Source organism: Rahnella sp. P4_A8 (genome assembly GCF_056402435.1).
This window is the reverse complement of sequence record NZ_JBFUHK010000004.1, coordinates 128,329-145,299: the sequence shown is the minus strand read 5'-3', so window position 1 is coordinate 145,299 and position 16,971 is coordinate 128,329. Positions and strand designations below refer to the sequence as shown.

At 50.4% G+C, this 16,971-nt stretch carries 15 protein-coding genes; 7 read left to right on the top strand and 8 right to left on the bottom strand.

Going from position 1 to position 16,971, the window contains the following annotated elements:
• Positions 1-133: 133 nt before the first annotated feature.
• Positions 134-493 carry a hypothetical protein gene (locus tag AC1DUO_RS03990; protein WP_015690306.1) on the bottom strand — a complete coding sequence of 120 codons (360 nt, stop codon included), beginning with the start codon at positions 491-493 and terminating at the stop codon, positions 134-136.
• A 376-nt stretch (positions 494-869) separates the two neighbouring features.
• Here AC1DUO_RS03990 and AC1DUO_RS03985 point away from each other — a divergent pair, with 376 nt between their 5' ends.
• The 3 genes from AC1DUO_RS03985 to AC1DUO_RS03975 are packed head-to-tail and all read left to right on the top strand — an operon-like array spanning position 870 to position 3,374.
• Positions 870-1,598, top strand: a complete 729-nt coding sequence (locus AC1DUO_RS03985; protein WP_173362112.1) for a metal ABC transporter ATP-binding protein — start codon at positions 870-872, stop codon at positions 1,596-1,598.
• Positions 1,595-2,452 carry a metal ABC transporter permease gene (locus AC1DUO_RS03980; RefSeq protein WP_013576613.1) on the top strand — a complete coding sequence of 286 codons (858 nt, stop codon included), beginning with the start codon at positions 1,595-1,597 and terminating at the stop codon, positions 2,450-2,452. The genes AC1DUO_RS03985 and AC1DUO_RS03980 overlap by 4 nt, the downstream gene beginning before the upstream one ends.
• A 43-nt stretch (positions 2,453-2,495) precedes the next feature.
• Positions 2,496-3,374 carry a metal ABC transporter substrate-binding protein gene (locus AC1DUO_RS03975; protein WP_013576612.1) on the top strand — a complete coding sequence of 293 codons (879 nt, stop codon included), beginning with the start codon at positions 2,496-2,498 and terminating at the stop codon, positions 3,372-3,374.
• Between the two features lie 124 nt (positions 3,375-3,498).
• Here AC1DUO_RS03975 and ykgO read toward each other — a convergent pair whose 3' ends face one another.
• The 4 genes from ykgO to AC1DUO_RS03955 all read right to left on the bottom strand — a co-directional run bounded on the left by ykgO (position 3,499) and on the right by AC1DUO_RS03955 (position 8,380).
• Positions 3,499-3,639, bottom strand: coding sequence for a type B 50S ribosomal protein L36 (gene ykgO / locus AC1DUO_RS03970; RefSeq protein ID WP_013576611.1), 141 nt, complete (start codon positions 3,637-3,639; stop codon positions 3,499-3,501).
• A 20-nt stretch (positions 3,640-3,659) separates the two neighbouring features.
• Positions 3,660-3,914: a type B 50S ribosomal protein L31 gene (locus AC1DUO_RS03965; protein WP_013576610.1), complete on the bottom strand. Its 255-nt coding sequence runs from the start codon at positions 3,912-3,914 to the stop codon at positions 3,660-3,662.
• A 121-nt stretch (positions 3,915-4,035) separates the two neighbouring features.
• On the bottom strand, positions 4,036-7,188 hold the full coding sequence (gene acrB / locus AC1DUO_RS03960) for a multidrug efflux RND transporter permease subunit AcrB (RefSeq protein WP_013576609.1): 3,153 nt from the start codon (positions 7,186-7,188) through the stop codon (positions 4,036-4,038).
• A gap of 16 nt (positions 7,189-7,204) precedes the next feature.
• On the bottom strand, positions 7,205-8,380 hold the full coding sequence (locus AC1DUO_RS03955) for an efflux RND transporter periplasmic adaptor subunit (RefSeq protein ID WP_013576608.1): 1,176 nt from the start codon (positions 8,378-8,380) through the stop codon (positions 7,205-7,207).
• A 141-nt stretch (positions 8,381-8,521) separates the two neighbouring features.
• On the opposite strand from AC1DUO_RS03955, the gene acrR reads away from it, so the two are divergent.
• Positions 8,522-9,160 carry a multidrug efflux transporter transcriptional repressor AcrR gene (gene acrR / locus AC1DUO_RS03950; RefSeq protein ID WP_013576607.1) on the top strand — a complete coding sequence of 213 codons (639 nt, stop codon included), beginning with the start codon at positions 8,522-8,524 and terminating at the stop codon, positions 9,158-9,160.
• A gap of 169 nt (positions 9,161-9,329) precedes the next feature.
• On the top strand, positions 9,330-12,725 hold the full coding sequence (gene mscK / locus AC1DUO_RS03945; RefSeq protein ID WP_119261883.1) for a mechanosensitive channel MscK: 3,396 nt from the start codon (positions 9,330-9,332) through the stop codon (positions 12,723-12,725).
• A 60-nt stretch (positions 12,726-12,785) separates the two neighbouring features.
• On the opposite strand, the gene rsmS is transcribed toward mscK, so the two are convergent.
• Both rsmS and priC read right to left on the bottom strand, forming a co-directional pair.
• Positions 12,786-12,959, bottom strand: a complete 174-nt coding sequence (gene rsmS / locus AC1DUO_RS03940; protein ID WP_015690305.1) for a pleiotropic regulatory protein RsmS — start codon at positions 12,957-12,959, stop codon at positions 12,786-12,788.
• Positions 12,960-13,054: 95 nt separating this feature from the next.
• Positions 13,055-13,591 carry a primosomal replication protein PriC gene (priC, locus tag AC1DUO_RS03935; RefSeq protein WP_013576604.1) on the bottom strand — a complete coding sequence of 179 codons (537 nt, stop codon included), beginning with the start codon at positions 13,589-13,591 and terminating at the stop codon, positions 13,055-13,057.
• A gap of 114 nt (positions 13,592-13,705) precedes the next feature.
• Here priC and AC1DUO_RS03930 point away from each other — a divergent pair, with 114 nt between their 5' ends.
• Complete coding sequence (locus AC1DUO_RS03930; RefSeq protein WP_112151709.1) at positions 13,706-14,074, top strand: DUF454 family protein; 369 nt, start codon at positions 13,706-13,708, stop codon at positions 14,072-14,074.
• A gap of 183 nt (positions 14,075-14,257) precedes the next feature.
• A complete protein-coding gene (apt, locus tag AC1DUO_RS03925) occupies positions 14,258-14,809 on the top strand; it encodes an adenine phosphoribosyltransferase (protein WP_013576602.1) in 552 nt (183 codons plus the stop codon).
• A gap of 62 nt (positions 14,810-14,871) precedes the next feature.
• On the opposite strand, the gene AC1DUO_RS03920 is transcribed toward apt, so the two are convergent.
• On the bottom strand, positions 14,872-16,935 hold the full coding sequence (locus AC1DUO_RS03920) for an alpha-amylase (RefSeq protein WP_112151708.1): 2,064 nt from the start codon (positions 16,933-16,935) through the stop codon (positions 14,872-14,874).
• Positions 16,936-16,971 lie beyond the last annotated feature (36 nt).

The following is a 16,971-nucleotide window of genomic DNA, read 5'->3' as shown; positions in this document are numbered from 1 at the left end:
CTATGAACTGGCTTAAACATCAAAGACAATCACAATGAACAGTGTTCGGGATGAGGTTTAAAGGATTTAATATACAGCCGGTATTTTAAATATAATTCATTTTTAGAAAGCTGTGCAAACGTATTACTCAAACTTACAATTCTTCAGCCGTTGAGCCTTTGAAGGACTCAATAATATCAAACTCCAATCCGTCAGGTTTAACCCAGAATCTGACACTTTGCTTCGTTAACTCATCAGCATTAATGTCCAGACAACCATTGAAAATCGTCCATTTGAACTGGTAAGTCATTGAATAATAGTTTTTGCCAATTTGTGTTATTGACACGATCTGCAAAGAATTTGTTTCATAACGCGCATTTTCTGAAAAATAAGTTAAATCTCCAATTAAGGACTCTTCAATTTCAGACAAAGCAGGTTCAATAATCTGTTGTAACTCATCAACCGTAAGAATATTCCCATTAATATCACAATGGATCAATTTCTTCAAAGGCATTTACCTCTTAAGCACATATCCCTTCATTATCGCATATTTTCATCAGGATGTGTTTTGGGCAGAGAAAAAAATTTCCAAACCAAAATTCCATAACTTTTTGATTGTAGTGCAAATTACAACTCATTCATCAATTTTTACTCTTTTTTAACAGTTAAGATCCGTGTTCTTTCAAAAACGGCCTGCTATCCCTTCTGCCGTAAAAAACTGAAACAGTTCATGTATTGATACTCATACCCTATTGTGATGTTATATTATAACTTTTTGGAGGGGGTATGACAAAAACACTCTTTACACTTTCTTCGCCGGTACGCTGCGTCGCTGTACTGGCTGTGCTCGCTTTGTTATGGGCAGCTATTTACTGGGCAATTTCACTACCATGATTTTTGTTAATGACCTCGAAGTGGGGTATGACCGTCAGGCGGTGGCCATGCCCCTTAACGGACAGTTTTGTCCGGGTTCCCTGACAGCTGTCATTGGTGCCAACGGTGCCGGGAAATCCACCTTTCTCAAAACATTAGCCGGTTTGCAGCAGGCTGTGGCAGGGAATATAACTTTCACGGGCGGGAAACGCCCCCGACTGGCGTATTTGCCACAGCAGGCTGAGCTGGATCGCAGTTTCCCTATCAGCGTGTTTGATCTGGTCGCGATGGGATGCTGGCCGCAAAGCGGGTTATTCGGTGGCATAAACCAACAGTCTGCGATAGCCGTCGATAAGGCGCTGGAGACGGTGGGGATGACGGAAATGTCGCATCTGCCCGTAGGATCGCTTTCTGGCGGGCAATTGCAACGTACGCTGTTTGCCCGCTTACTGGTGCAACAGGCACCCCTCATTATGCTTGATGAACCGTTCACAGGTATCGACACTCAAACCATCGATTTACTGTTAAAAGTCATCGCGCAATGGCATCAGGAAGGAAAAACTGTCATCGCGGTTTTGCATGATATTTCGATGGTTGCACGACACTTTCCGCACGTGCTTTACCTCAGTGGACAGCAGAATTTATGGGGAAGCGCACAGGATGTCCTCGGGCATTTTCCTCATCAGGCGCATGCCTGCATTTCGACAGAACCTTTCTCCCTGACGACGGGAGTCGCAAATTCATGATGCTTTTTCATCTGCTTGCCGATCCTTTCATTGAATTCGGTTTCATGCGGCGCGCTTTGATTGCCTGCATCGCATTATCAATCAGCGCCACGCCATTGGGCGTTTTCCTGTTATTACGCCGGATGAGTCTGGTGGGTGATGCACTTTCGCATGCTGTTTTACCCGGCGCAGCGATTGGCTATCTGATCTCGGGGATGTCGCTGGTCGCCATGGGGATTGGTGGTTTTATCGCAGGCCTGGCTGTTGCGATGCTGTCCGGGCTGGTGAGTCGTCGTACACAATTGAAAGAAGACGCCAGTTTCGCCGGTTTCTATCTTGGCTCTCTGGCACTTGGGGTCACGCTGGTTTCCCTGCGCGGTTCGAGCGTGGATCTTTTACATGTGCTGTTTGGCTCAATTCTTGCCATCGATTCATCCGCCATGATTATGGTCGGTATTATCGCCAGTCTTTCTTTACTGGTCTTGGCATGCATTTACCGTGCACTGGTCATTGAGTCATTTGATTCGCTATTTCTGCGTGTCAGCGCCGGAAAATGGCTGGCAGCGATCCATGGAATGTTTCTGGCGCTGGTGGTGATCAATCTGGTGGCGGGTTTCCAGATCCTCGGCACTCTGATGTCTGTCGGGCTGATGATGTTGCCTGCCGCCAGTGCCCGTTTCTGGGCTCGCGACCTGCCTCATACCTTACTGAGCGCGATGATTATTGGTGTGATTGCCAGCGTTGTAGGACTCATCTGGTCTTATTATGCTTCGTTGCCCGCCGGGCCCGCGATAGTGCTGAGTGCGACAGTGATCTTCTTCATTTCGGTTTTATTCGGAAAGCGGGGCGGCATGTTAACCGCCTCGCGAAGTTAAGCAGCAATACGTTAATAAGCAGTACCACAATTAAGGGGACATGATGAAATTATTACCTGTATCACTCGCAGTAGCTGCCCTGCTGTCGAGTCCGCTGGCGATGGCTAAAACCGTCAATGCGGTAGCCAGCTTTTCAATTCTTGGAGATATCGTTCAGGAAGTGGGGGGGGAGCATGTGAAAGTCACGACGTTAGTCGGACCGGACGGTGACCCGCATAGCTTCGAACCTTCACCTAAAGACAGCAAAGCCATCAATGCGTCTGATGTTGTCTTTGTCAGCGGTCTGGGCCTGGAAGGGTGGATCGATCGCCTGGTGACTGCATCGGGTTATAAAGGTCATCTGGTAACAGCATCGGAAGGCGTAAATTCCCGCAAAATGGAAGAAGACGGTAAGCAAATCACCGATCCTCATGCATGGAACAGTATGGCGAATGGCGTGATTTATGCCACTAACGTGATGAATGCGCTGATCAAAGTGGATCCAGAAGATGCGGATTATTTCCGTCAGCGCGGCACTGCTTATATTGAACAATTGCAAAAGCTGGATGCGTGGGCAAAAACTGAATTTACCGGTATCCCACAGTCGAAACGTAAAGTGCTGACCAGCCATGATGCCTTCGGCTATTTTGGTCAGGAATATCACGTCAGCTTTATGGCGCCCGTTGGTTTTTCTACGGAAGCTGAAGCAAGTGCCAGTGGTGTGGCTTCTCTGATTAAGCAGATTAAAGCAGAGAAGGTGAAAACTTACTTCATCGAAAATCAGACCGACCCGCGTCTGGTTAAACAGATAGCAGCAGCCAGCGGTGCTGAGCCAGGGGGGGAGTTGTACCCTGAAGCATTGTCCGGCCCGAAAGGACCAGCGACAACTTACGTGAAAGCGTTTAAGCATAACGTTGAGACGATTGTCGCCAGCATGAAATAAGATCTTCGCTCCTCACGGCTATGCTGTGGGGAGCTTTACATCATGTCTTAGCATAAGAAAAAGCCCTGTCGGGCAAGCGACGGGGCTTTTGTTTTTAGTACAGAAGGAATGAGAAGACGAGGTGTTAACGCTTTTTCTTCTTACCTTGTACGGCTTTAAAACGTGGATTGCTTTTGCAAATCACATAAACCCTGCCTTTGCGGCGGACTACGCGGCAATCCGGATGACGATTTTTCGCTGAACGTAATGAACTCAGAACTTGCATAACGATTTCCCTGATGTCATTTATTTCTTACCGAGGAAGCTGCCGAAGCGTTGGTTAAAGCGCGCGGTACTGCCTTCTTTGGAATACTCTTTCTGCTTACCGGTGTAGTAAGGGTGAGAGGCTGAAGACACTTCAATGCTGATATACGGGTAGGTAGCCCCTTCCAGTTCAATGGTGCGGTCCGTCGAGATAGTCGAGCCAACTTTGAAGTATTCGTCAGCACTGGTGTCGTGAAAAACCACGGTGCGGTACGCAGGATGGATAGTGGGTTTCATAATGCCTCTAAATGTTATGTTATACTATAACATTAATTATGCGCTCATCCTTTTTCAGGTTCAAGTCTCAGGCGAAAAAAAAGGCCGCATAAGCGGCCTTTCGTTTAGGTGGGAGATCCGGTTACAGCGTCGGATGCTCTACTTTGTGCGTATGTTCGATATCCTCGTTCTTCTTACCAAAGCGGCGACGAACCACCACGAAGAAGACCGGAACAAAGAAGATCGCCAGCAGGGTCGCCGTGATCATCCCGCCCATTACGCCGGTACCTACAGCGTTCTGTGAGCCGGAACCTGCACCGGAACTGATAACCAGCGGCATAACACCAAGGATGAACGCCAGCGATGTCATCAGGATCGGGCGCAGACGCATACGAACCGCTTCAAGCGTTGATTCGATAAGACCTTTGCCTTCTTTATCCATCAGGTCTTTGGCGAATTCAACAATCAATATGGCGTTCTTCGCAGACAGCCCGATAGTGGTCAGCAGACCCACCTGGAAGTATACGTCGTTGCTCAAACCGCGCATCGTAGCTGCAATAAGTGCACCGACAACACCGAGCGGAACCACCAGCATAACCGAGAACGGTATTGACCAGCTTTCGTACAACGCTGCCAGACACAGGAAGACGACGATCAGGGAGATAGCGTACAAGGCCGGGGCCTGGTTACCTGACAAACGTTCCTGATAAGACAGGCCAGTCCAGTCATAGCCGATACCGTTTGGCAGTTTAGAAGCCAGAGACTCCATCATCGCCATGGCAGCACCCGAACTTTTACCCGGAGCTGGCTGACCCAGAATTTCCATTGATGGCAGGCCGTTATAACGTTCCAGACGCGGTGAGCCGTATTCCCATTTCGCACTTGAGAACGCGGAGAACGGCACCATCTGGCCTGCGCTGCCACGGACATACAGATTGTTGATGTCTGATGGCAACATACGGTATTTATTTTCAGCCTGAACGTACACTTTCTTCACACGACCACGATCGATGAAGTCGTTGACGTAGCTACCACCAACCGAGGCACCCAATGTGGTGTTGATGTCGGAAATTGAAACGCCAAGTGCCGTTGCTTTTTCCTGATCAATCTCGATTTTGTACTGTGGTGTATCTTCCAGACCGTTCGGACGAACCTGAGTCAGCAAGTCAGGATGTTGAGCCACCATGCCCAGCAACTGGTTACGTGCTTGTGTCAGTTTGTCATGCCCAAGGTTAGCCTGGTCAATCAGCTGGAAGTCGAAGCCTGTCGCCGTACCCAACTCAACAATCGCGGGTAAGTTGAACGGGAACACCAGTGCATCTTTAATGGTACTGAACGCACCCATTGCACGGCCTGCAATCGCAGGAACCTTGTTTTCAGCGCCGCTACGCTCAGACCAGTCTTTCAGACTGACGAACGCGATACCGGTATTCTGACCACGACCTGCGAAGCCAAAGCCGTTAACCGTAAACACCGAGTTCACGTTAGCTTTTTCTTTGTTCAGATAGTAATCGGTAACTTCATCGAGCACTTTCTGCGTACGTTCCTGGGTTGCACCTGCTGGCAATTGCGCCATGGTCAGGAATACACCCTGGTCTTCTTCCGGCAGGAAGGAGGTTGGCAGGCGGATAAACAGGAATGCCATGCCGACAACGATCAACAGATAAATCACCAGATAACGACCGGTGCTGCGCAGAATGTTGCCTACGCTGTCGGTGTAGTGGTGCGTACTTTGCTCGAATTTCTTGTTAAACCAGCCGAAGAAACCTTTCTTCTCGTGATGCTCGCCTTTGGCAACCGGCTTAAGCATGGTCGCACAAAGCGCAGGCGTCAGGATCATCGCCACCAGAACCGACAGCACCATGGCAGAAACGATGGTGATGGAGAACTGACGGTAGATAACACCGGTTGAACCGCCGAAGAAGGCCATCGGAATGAATACTGCGGACAGCACCATCGCGATACCGACCAATGCACCCTGGATTTGCTCCATGGATTTTTTGGTGGCTTCTTTAGGCGGCAGCCCCTCTTCGACCATGACGCGTTCGACGTTCTCGACGACGACGATGGCGTCATCGACGAGCAAGCCTATCGCGAGCACCATCCCGAACATCGTCAGGGTGTTTATCGAATAACCGAATGCCGCCAGGATTGCAAAGGTGCCCAGCAAGACCACAGGAACCGCGATCGTTGGGATCAGGGTTGCGCGGAAGTTTTGCAGGAACAGGAACATCACCAGGAATACCAGGACGATGGCCTCGAACAGCGTTTTACCGACTTCTTTAATCGAGATTTTTACGAACGGCGTAGTGTCGTATGGGTAAACAACTTCTAAGCCAGCCGGGAAGAACGGTTCAAGTTTAGCCAGCGTGGCTTTTACAGACGCTGCGGTGTTCAGGGCGTTCGCACCCGTTGCCAGTTTGATACCCAAACCTGACGCAGGTTGTCCGTTAAAACGGGCAATAACGTCGTAGTTTTCACCACCGAGTTCGATTTTAGCCACATCTTTCAGGCGAACCTGAGAACCATCCTGATTCACTTTCAGAATGATTTTGCCGAATTCATCCGGTGACTTCAGACGGGTCTGGGCCACGATAGAGGAGTTCAACTGCTGGCCCGGAACCGGTGGCGTACCACCCAACTGACCGGCTGCAATCTGGTTGTTCTGAACTTTGATGGCGTTAATCACATCCACCGGCGTCAGCTGGAAGTTGTTCAGTTTGTTCGGATCCATCCAGATACGCATCGCGTACTGAGCACCGAACAGCTGAACGTCACCCACACCGGCGGTACGGCTGATAGGATCCTTGACGTTGGAACCGACGTAGTCGGCGATGTCATCCTGAGTCATTGAACCATTGTTGGAAATAAAACCGGCCACCATCAGGAAGCTGCTGCTCGATTTCTCAACGGAAATACCCTGTTGCTGAACTTCCTGCGGCAGCAACGGCGTTGCGAGCTGCAGTTTGTTCTGAACCTGTACCTGTGCGATATCCGCGTCAGTACCTGAAGCAAAGGTCAGGGTAATCTGAACAGTACCGGATGAATCACTGGTCGACGACATGTACATCATGTTGTCGATACCGTTCATGTTCTGTTCAATAACCTGAGTAACGGTATCCTGTACCGTCTGCGCATCCGCGCCCGGATAGGTTGCGGTCAGCTGGATAGCCGGTGGCGCAACGGTTGGATACTGCGCAATTGGCAATTTAAGAATTGCCAATCCCCCCGCCAACATGATTATGATGGCGATCACCCATGCAAAGATGGGACGATCTATAAAAAACTTAGCCATGAATTACCGGCTCCTATTAAGACTTCGTCGCTGTAGCGGGCGCTGCTGCGTTTTGATCGACTTCCTGTGCAGTAACCTGTACGCCTGGCTTAATTTTTTGCAGTCCTGTCACGATAACTTTATCGCCACTTTTTAAACCGTCAGTAACAACCCATTTGTCGCCAATAGCTTGTGTTGTGGTCACAGTACGAAGTTCAACTTTATTGTCAGCGCCGATAACCATCGCTGTTGCATCACCACGCGGGTTACGGGTGATACCTTGCTGCGGAACCAGCAGTGCGTTGTTGTTAACACCTTCATCAAGACGTGCGCGCACAAACATACCCGGCAGCAGGGAATCATTTGGATTCGGGAAGATGGCTCGTAAAGTAATGGAACCGGTGGTTTCATCAACAGTCACATCAGAGAATTCTAATGTACCCGGCTGTGAATATTCTTTACCGTTATCCATCAGCAGTTTGACTTGCGCTTTACCGTCAGCCTGTTTCAGTGAACCGTCAGCCAGTTCCTGTTTCAGACGCAGGAAATCATTGCTGGACTGTGTTACGTCAACGTAGATAGGGTCGAGCTGTTGCACGGTTGCCAGCGCAGTGGCCTGGCCGTTAGACACCAGTGCACCTTCTGTCACAGACGATTTACCGATACGTCCGCTGATCGGGGAGGTCACTTTGGTGTAAGCGAGATTGATGCGTGCAGACTCAACGGCTGCTTTCGCACTGACTACTGCAGCATCAGCCTGTGCCGCAGTTGCGACAGCCGTATCGTAATCTTGCTTGCTGATGTAACTGGTACCGAGCAGAGGCTTGTAACGTGTCACGGTAAGACGGGAAATTTGTGCATTCGCCTGAGCTTTTACCAGATCGCCTTTAGCGCTGTCATACGCGGCCTGATAAGTGGCAGGATCAATTTGATATAAGGAGGTACCGGCTTTGATGTCGCTACCTTCAACGAAGTTACGTTTGAGAATGATACCGTTAACCTGCGGGCGCACTTCAGCAATGCGAAAAGCAGCAGTACGACCAGGAAGTTCGGTAGTCACATTAAGCGGTTCAGTTTTCAGGGTAACGACGCCAACCTGCGGAGCCTGTGGCGCACCTTGCTGAGCTTCTTTATCGTTACATCCTGTAAGTGCTAAGCTTCCGGATAGCATCAGAACTACCGCCAGAGGCGTTAACCCTCTGTTTTTGTTCATAAATAAACCTCAAGTGTCCGATTTCAAATTGTCCAATGGATCACAACATCCCAAATCCATTGCTGCGCTTTTAGTATGTGCGTGCTATGTTACATACATTCAAGAATGTATGTAAATCAAACTCCCCATAAAGATAAACCTATGGCACGAAAAACCAAATCACAGGCACTGGAAACCAGACAACAGATTCTGGATGCTGCTGTGCGTGAATTTTCTGCCCGTGGAGTATCGTCGACATCACTGACTGATATTGCAAATGCAGCCGGTGTGACGCGGGGCGCAATTTATTGGCATTTCAGGAACAAAGTGGAACTGTTTAACGCGATCTGGGAAGCTTATGAATCCCGGATAAAAGTGCTCGAAGTAGAGTATCAGACAAAGTTTCCGAATAATCCACTGCGTATTTTGCGCGAAATCCTTATTTACATACTGGTCGCCACCGTCACAGATAGCCAGCGTAAAGCATTGATGGAGATTATATTCCATAAATGTGAATTTGTTGGGGAGATGACATCGGTTCATGAAGCGCGCAAAGCGCTCTATATGGAAGGATACGGTAAAATTGAGCGTATTCTCGTACGCTGCATAGAAGAAAAGCAACTCCCGGCCAATCTCGATACCCGCCAGGCCGCAGTTATTTTACGCGCCTATCTMTCCGGTTTAATGGAAAACTGGTTATTTATTCCTGAAAGCTTTGATTTAGAAGGCAATGCCGGAAGGTTTGTGGATACGTATATAGATATGCTCCGCCACTCATCCTTTCTTACCATGATAAAATAACGTCTTACTGCTTTCCGCTGTATTAATAAGCCTGCAAATCTGTTCTCCATTTTGGCGACAAAATAAACACACTGATGTTGTATTCAGATACGCTTTTCTCCTTCCTTTCATCGTGAACGCTGCTATTGTCATCACCTATTATTCATTTGGTATGAGTTGACACCGACGTATGTTTATCTGGTTTCTGGCCGCCGCTTCTGACGTAATTTCTCTCCTGAAAAAAAAGGGAATGGCAGGTTTTTTTACGTTTGTGATATGCGTTGCATTGTTTCTTTTCTCCTTCCCCGGTCATGCTGCCAGTAATGATATTCCGGGCCGTAATGAAGTTCAAAACCAGCTTGATGCGTTAAATCGCCAAAAAAACCTGACGCCGGTCGATAAGCTATCGCAACAGGATTTGATCCACACGCTGGAATACCTTGATGCGCTCGATCGGGTGAAACAGGAAGTTAATCAGCTGCAAAAACAGGTCGCAGAAGCACCGCAGAAGTTACGGGTGGCGATGGATGGCCTCGAGCAAATCAAAAACAACCCCAAAGATGACGTCAACAAAGCGCAACTTGGCGCTTTATCGCTGCGTCAGCTGGAAAATCGTCTTAACGATACCCTCGATGATCTYCAGTCTTCTCAGGAAGATTTATCCACATTCAATACCCAGCTGATTTCCCTGCAAACCCAGCCGGAACGCGTGCAGAACGCGATGTACACCTATTCGCTGGCTATCCAGAAAATCCGCAATCAGCTCAATGGCATGTCGCCTGGTCAGCAAGATTTACGAACTACTCAGCAAAATATGCTCGTGACGCAGCAGGCTTTGCTGACTGCGCAGATTGATCTGCAACGTAAGAGCCTCGAGGCCAACACTACGTTACAGGATTTACTGCAAAAACAACGCGATTACACCAATGCGCACATCAGCCAGCTGGAACATACCGCGCAGCTGTTGCAGGAAGTGGTCAACGGAAAACGGCTGATTTTGTCTGAACGCACGGCAAAAGAAGCACAGACCCCGGACGACACCTCGGACATCCAAAATGATCCGCTTGTTGCGCAGGAACTGGGGATTAACCGCCAGCTCAGTGAACGCCTGATTGCCGCCACGGAAGAGGGCAACCAACTGGTGCAGAAAAACATCACGGTGAAAAACTGGCTCGACCGTTCGGCGCAGGCTGAGCATGACCTCAAAGAGCAAATCACTGTACTGAAAGGCAGTTTATTGCTGTCGCGCATTTTGTATCAGCAACAACAAAATACCATCCCGCCTTCCGGCCTGATAACGGACATGAGCACGCACATTGCCGATCTGCGTCTCGAACAGTTCAAGATCAATCAGCAGCGTGATGCCTTATTCCAGGGCGACAGCTACATTCAGGGCGTAGTGGCCAACAGCAAAGAGACGATTAACGGCGATATCAGTGATGCACTGGATCAGATTGTCGACATGCGACGTGAGCTACTTGATCAACTGAATAAACAGCTCGGTAATCAGCTGTCGCTGGCCATCAGTTTGCAGATTAACCAGCAACAATTGCTGAGCATCAACCAGTCGCTGACCGAAACGCTGACCCAGCAAATTTTTTGGGTGAGCAGCAATAAACCGATGAACTGGGAGTTCATCAAGTCATTGCCAGATGAAGTGAAAAATCAGCTGAGCAGCCTGCATGTCAGTATTCCGCCGGGTGAGCTGATGCTGGGTGCACTGCATTCCCTGCCGGTGACCATTCCGCTGTTAACCGTAATTTTGTTGCTGCTGTGGCGCAGGAAATATATTAACCAGCGGATTGAAATGTTGAGCAATGATGTCGGACAGCTCAAGCGGGACAGCCAATTGCATACGCCGCAGGCGCTGGCATTAATGGCGCTGAATGTTTTGCCCGGCGTCCTGCTGATGCTCGGCATCGGCTACTGGCTTTCAGTGTGTGATATCGAGCCGAGTGATTTCTTCTGGACACTGGCGCAACGGTTGGCGGTTTTCCAGCTGGTGATGGGCTTTTGTTATCGAATTCTCAAACCGGGCGGCATAAATGAACGGCACTTCAATACGCCGGCGGCCACTTGTGCTCACTATCGTCGTTCTGTCATTCGTCTGAGTCTGGTGATGTTACCGCTGATTTTCTGGTCGGTACGCGGTGAGAAAGCGCCGCTCGGGCTGGTGGATGACATCATCGGTCAGGTCGTGATTTTCCTGACGATGCTAGCCCTGACTGTTCTGGTTTTCCCGATTGCGCGCGATGGCTGGCGTGAAAAAGATTCGCACAGTATTCGGCTGGTGGTGGTGACGGCGATTGCCCTGGCACCGATTTTCTTCGTCGGATTGGTGGTCAGCGGGTATTTTTACACCACGTTGCGACTGGCAGGTCGCTGGATTGACAGCCTGTATCTGCTGATTTTCTGGAACATTGCCTATCTTGCGGCATTGCGCGGACTCAGTGTTGCCGAGCGGCGCCTGGCTTATCGCCGAGCGCTGGCGCGTCGCCAGACCATAGCGGCGAAAGATGGCGCGGAGGGCAACGAGCCAGTCGAAGAGCCGCAGATCGGGTTGGATCAGATCAACCAGCAGTCATTACGCCTGACCACGATGGGTCTGTTCTTTATCTTCGCGACAGTGTTTTACTGGATTTGGTCGGATTTGCTGACGGTGATTTCGTATCTGGACAGCATTACCTTGTGGCATTACTCCAGCACGGTGGCGGGCGCGGTCATTCAGCAAACGGTGACGCTGGGGAATTTCCTGCTCGGTTTCCTCGCGGTGATTGTGGCGTATGTATTAACGCGAAATTTGCCGGGATTGCTTGAGGTTGTCGTGTTGTCGCGGCTGCAATTGCGGCAGGGGACGTCCTACGCCATTACGACCATTCTGACCTATTCGATTACGGTGATTGGCGCAGTGACAGCGCTCGGATCGCTCGGCGTCTCGTGGGATAAATTGCAATGGCTGGTGGCCGCGCTGTCGGTGGGGCTGGGCTTTGGTTTGCAGGAGATCTTCGCGAACTTTGTTTCAGGGCTGATCATTCTCTTCGAACGCCCGGTGCGTATTGGCGATACCGTGACCATCGGGACATTCTCAGGCACCGTCAGCCGCATTCGTATCCGTGCGACCACGATTATCGATTTCGACCGCAAAGAAGTGATCATCCCGAATAAAGCGTTTGTGACCGAGCGGCTGATCAACTGGTCGTTGAGCGACACCGTCACCCGCGTGTTGATCAAACTCGGTGTGGCGTATGGTTCCGATCTCGACAAAGTGAAAGAGATCTTATTGCAGGCGGCGCATGAAAATGCCCGTGTGATGAGTGACCCCGCGCCATTGGTGTTCTTCCTGAATTTCGGGGCCAGCACGCTCGATCACGAACTGCGAGTGTATGTGCGTGAGCTGGGGGATCGCAGTTATACCGTGGATGAACTTAACCGCAGCATTGATAAGCTTTGCCGCGAAAACGGCATTAATATCGCGTTCAATCAGCTGGAGGTGTATCTGCATAATCAGGACGGCAGTGAAGTGCAGGAAGTGAAACGTGTAATGCGACAACCGGGCGATGAACCGGATGCATTGCCACAGAGCTGAGAAATTCGGTGCCATTCAGGGGAAATTGACGGGTTCCCCTGAAGCAGGCAGCCGGTCAGCTTAAAGGTAACTGATCGAAAGCGTACTCTTACTGTTTTTCAACTTTTCCTGATAATCGCGTTGTACGATTTCCAGCGCCGCAAGCGCGGTTTCAGGGGCAATTTCATTGCACTCAAGCAGGTAAATCAAATCGACAGCAAGCTGAAGTTCGGGGGGCGCATTTTCTACGGACATATAGGCCAACATTATGATTAGCAGGTTTTGGACTTACTATTATAGATAAGAAAAGGTCCGGCCTGAATGCCGGATTAAAAAAATGTGATAAAGATTCAAAAACCTTTTTCCTGCCGCTCGATTTGTCTCTCTATTTTGGCCAGCGCCTGACGACAACGCATTAAACGTCCTTCGAGCGCCGCCAGTTCCTTCTGCACCCGCTGCTGATCGCTGAATGTCGCCAGCTGACCCAGCGTGGTTTCCCGATCTTCAATCATCGCAATCAGACGTCGCTCGAACTGCTGAGTTTCCGCCAGTTTGGTGTAATTATCATGGCTTTTGCGTTCCGGTGTCTGGTGCGTTTTGCGCAGAGACTGGGTCGCCAGCTCGCGCTGCATGGCGGTAATTTGTGCCACCAGCCGTTCGGCGATAAACGCCACCTGCGCAGAGCGTTTTTCGAGTACTTCCTGATTCAGTTGCCGCAAATTGGTTTTAATTTCTGCCAGATAATCGCGCAACCGGGTGCCTTTGGTTGAGAAAAGTGCGACATCAAACCGTGCCTGTGAGGCGGAAACATGGCCGATCGGTTCAATTTCCCGAGCCAGTGTTTCGATCTGCTGATCGAGGACATGTAAAATTCGTTCTGTGCTCACGATAATCTCCCTTAAACTCTGGCGTAGCTTACCGGTATGACAGCCTCTGCGCACTTGTTTACACTGAGAAACCGTAAATCGTCTATGCAGCCTGTTTTAAGCTGAAGGAAATGCATGAAACGTGTACTACTGATTACCGTTGGCTGGTTGTGTGTGGTGCTGGCGACGCTCGGCGTGGTGTTACCGTTGTTGCCGACAACTCCCTTTTTACTGCTGGCGGCCTGGTGCTTTGCCCGGTCCTCACCCCGTTTCCATCAGTGGTTATTGTACCGCTCATGGTTTGGCAGCTATCTGCGCCACTGGCAGACACATCGCGCGTTACCGAAAGGTGTAAAGCCGAAAGCGGTTGCGCTGATTGTGGTGACTTTCGCTATTTCGATATATTTTGTGCCGTTATTGTGGGTGCGTATTTTATTGGTTTGCATGATGTTTTCGCTGCTGATCATGATGTGGCGATTACCTGTGGTTGACCTTGAGCAATAAAACAGGCGATCATGTCCGGCTGCGGGTTGCTTTTTAAAGCAGCTTTGCATAGATTTGGGCATCTCGTACGTCGGTGCGCTCCCAATTTCCTTCCTTGAACGACATGCTTTATACAGGCATGGCGGGGGACATTTGACCGCCCGCGTTTAAGTATGAACAGCAGCTTTATCAGGCAATTACATTATGACCGCTACCGCACAGCAGCTACAGTTTATTAAAGACAGTATCAAAACCATCCCTGACTATCCTAAGCCAGGCATACTGTTCCGTGACGTCACCAGCTTGCTGGAAGACCCAAAAGCTTACGCTGCAAGCATTCAGTTACTGGCCGACCGTTACCGCGATGCCGGCGTCACCAAAGTGGTGGGCACTGAAGCACGAGGTTTCCTGTTTGGCGCACCGGTTGCGCTGGTTCTGGGCGTGGGCTTTGTTCCCGTGCGTAAACCGGGCAAATTACCGCGTGAAACCATCAGCGAAACCTACGATCTTGAATACGGCACTGACAGTCTTGAAATCCACGTTGATGCGATTCAACCTGGCGAAAAAATTCTGGTGATCGACGATTTGCTGGCAACAGGCGGCACGATTGAAGCCACCGCGAAACTGATCCGTCGTCTGGGGGGAGAAGTGACTGATGCTGCATTCATCATTAACCTGCCGGAACTGGGCGGTGAAAAACGCCTGAACGATTCAAATATCAACTGCTACAGCCTGGTCTGTTTCGACGGCCACTGATTCATGCGCGTTGATGTGAACTGGCCTCGCCGTTAACGCGAGGCCTTTTGCTTTCTGCGCCGTTATTTCCCTCTTTCTTCTGCCCAGACCACCATTATTTTATCGTCACCTTGCTGACGGCTGAAGGCATAATATTGCGCCGTCAGCTGCGATTTCTGCACGCCTGCGCCAACCGCCGGATGTTGTTCCCTGAAAGTTCCCAGTTTTTGCCAATGCTTCAGTAAAGCCTGTTTCGGGCCGGTCAGCTCACTCCAGTTCATGTCAGAACGCGTTCCCTGTAAAGGATCTGAACCCGTCGCGCCAAACTGGCGACCACTTTCATCGCCGTAATAAATCTGCACCGCGCCGGGTGCCAGTAGCAACAAATCTGCGGCGCGCTGCTGTAACGGTAGAGAACCTTTGGCATCGGCAGCGAAAAACAGCCGGGTATCATGCGATGACAAATAACTGAGGACATTGAAATCCTGCATTTTCTCCGCCATCTGCTGATAAGTTGCATCGATGCTGGCAAAACAACTCAGCGCCGCCGCGGCCTGATCCTGAAAATCAAAATTAATCATTGCGTCAAAACCATTGGCGTAATAATCACTTTTCATCACGCCGTGGCCCCATGCCTCGCCGGTCATCCAGAATGGTGCGTCATCCAGCGCCTTTGCAGGATTGGCCGTTTTCCATTGTTTCAGGGCTTCGGCTGAACGGTCTTTGAGTAATGCCAGTGTCGCTTTTTCGACGTGTTTGGCGGTATCCACACGGAATCCGTCTATGCCGTAATCCCGCACCCACTGACTGAGCCAGGTGACCAGATAATCACGCGGTGTTGCACCGGGAATTTCACGTGCGGCCGTATCGGGTTTGTTGCGATAGAAAACGGGCAGGCCGCTGGCTTGCGTCGATTCCGTTTTAATATCCGGCAGGAAGGCCAATGACATCGTCAGATCGTCATAACCGGGCGAGTCATAGTCACCAATGTCGGTGCGGATCCATTTTTTCCCCCACCAGGTGCTCCAGCCGTCTTTGTCGCCGAAATTAATATAATCATTAAAACTGTGCCAGTTCTGGCCTGGACCGGGCTTCCAGTCAGTCCAGTTTTTGCCGAGTGTTTTTCCGATGTCATCACCTTTCAGATACAACGAGCCGAACTGGAAGGTTTGCATGTCTGCCAGCGTGGCATAGCCGGTGTGATTGACGACAACATCAAATAAAATGCGGATCCCACGTTTGTGCGCTTCGCTGACCAGTTTCTGTAAATCTTCGCCGGTGCCCATATTGGCATCGAGTTTTGTCCAGTCGAGCGTGTAATAGCCGTGATAGGCATAATGCGGGAAGTCGCCTTTGGTGCCGCCGCCGACCCAACCGTGGATCTGCTCGAGCGGCGAACTGATCCAAAGTGCGTTAACGCCGAGCTGTTGCAGATAGTCGAGTTTGCTGGTCAGCCCGGCCAGATCACCGCCGTGGAAAGTGCCGATTTCCTGCATTCCGTCACTGTGACGGCCATAGCTGTGATCGTTATCCGGATTGCCGTTTTCAAAGCGATCGGTCAGTACGAAATACACCGTGGCGTTTTTCCAGCTAAACGCCGCGGGCGCTTTGCGCTCTGCTGTTTCCAGTAACAACAGGCCGCCGCTGGCCGGATCCGGCATCATTGTGATGTGGCCGCCGCTGACCTGTGTGCTCTGACCAGAATAAAAATCGCGAACAGTTTCACCCTCAGCAAAAGTGCCGGAGACATCGACGGTCAGCGGTTTTCCATCTCCACGCGGACAGGTTTTCGCCACCGGGGCGACGGTCTCCTCCGCCGTTTTCAAACTGAGCTGAAGCGTGGGTGTGCCGCTGCGGGTATCAATTCGAACCTGATAATCCCCCGCGCGGAACAGTTTCCAGTTAACCGGCACCTGGCTTTCACAAGGTTGCAGCGACAGCATTTCGTTAAGCTTTACCGCACCCGTGGGTTGCCAGCACTGATTATCCTGATGTAATTCCAGTGTGCGTTGTCCCTTAGGTAATGTGGCGTGGCTGGTGAATATTCCGCTGACCGGTTCGGCGAAACCGGGGAAGCCTTGCAGCGTCCAGTCGGCCTGTGCGGCGGGAGAAATGAGCAATAATAAAGGCAGTGTCAGGTGTTTCATGGCTCTCCTTACGAAAGGCAGGAAGCATTATCAGAA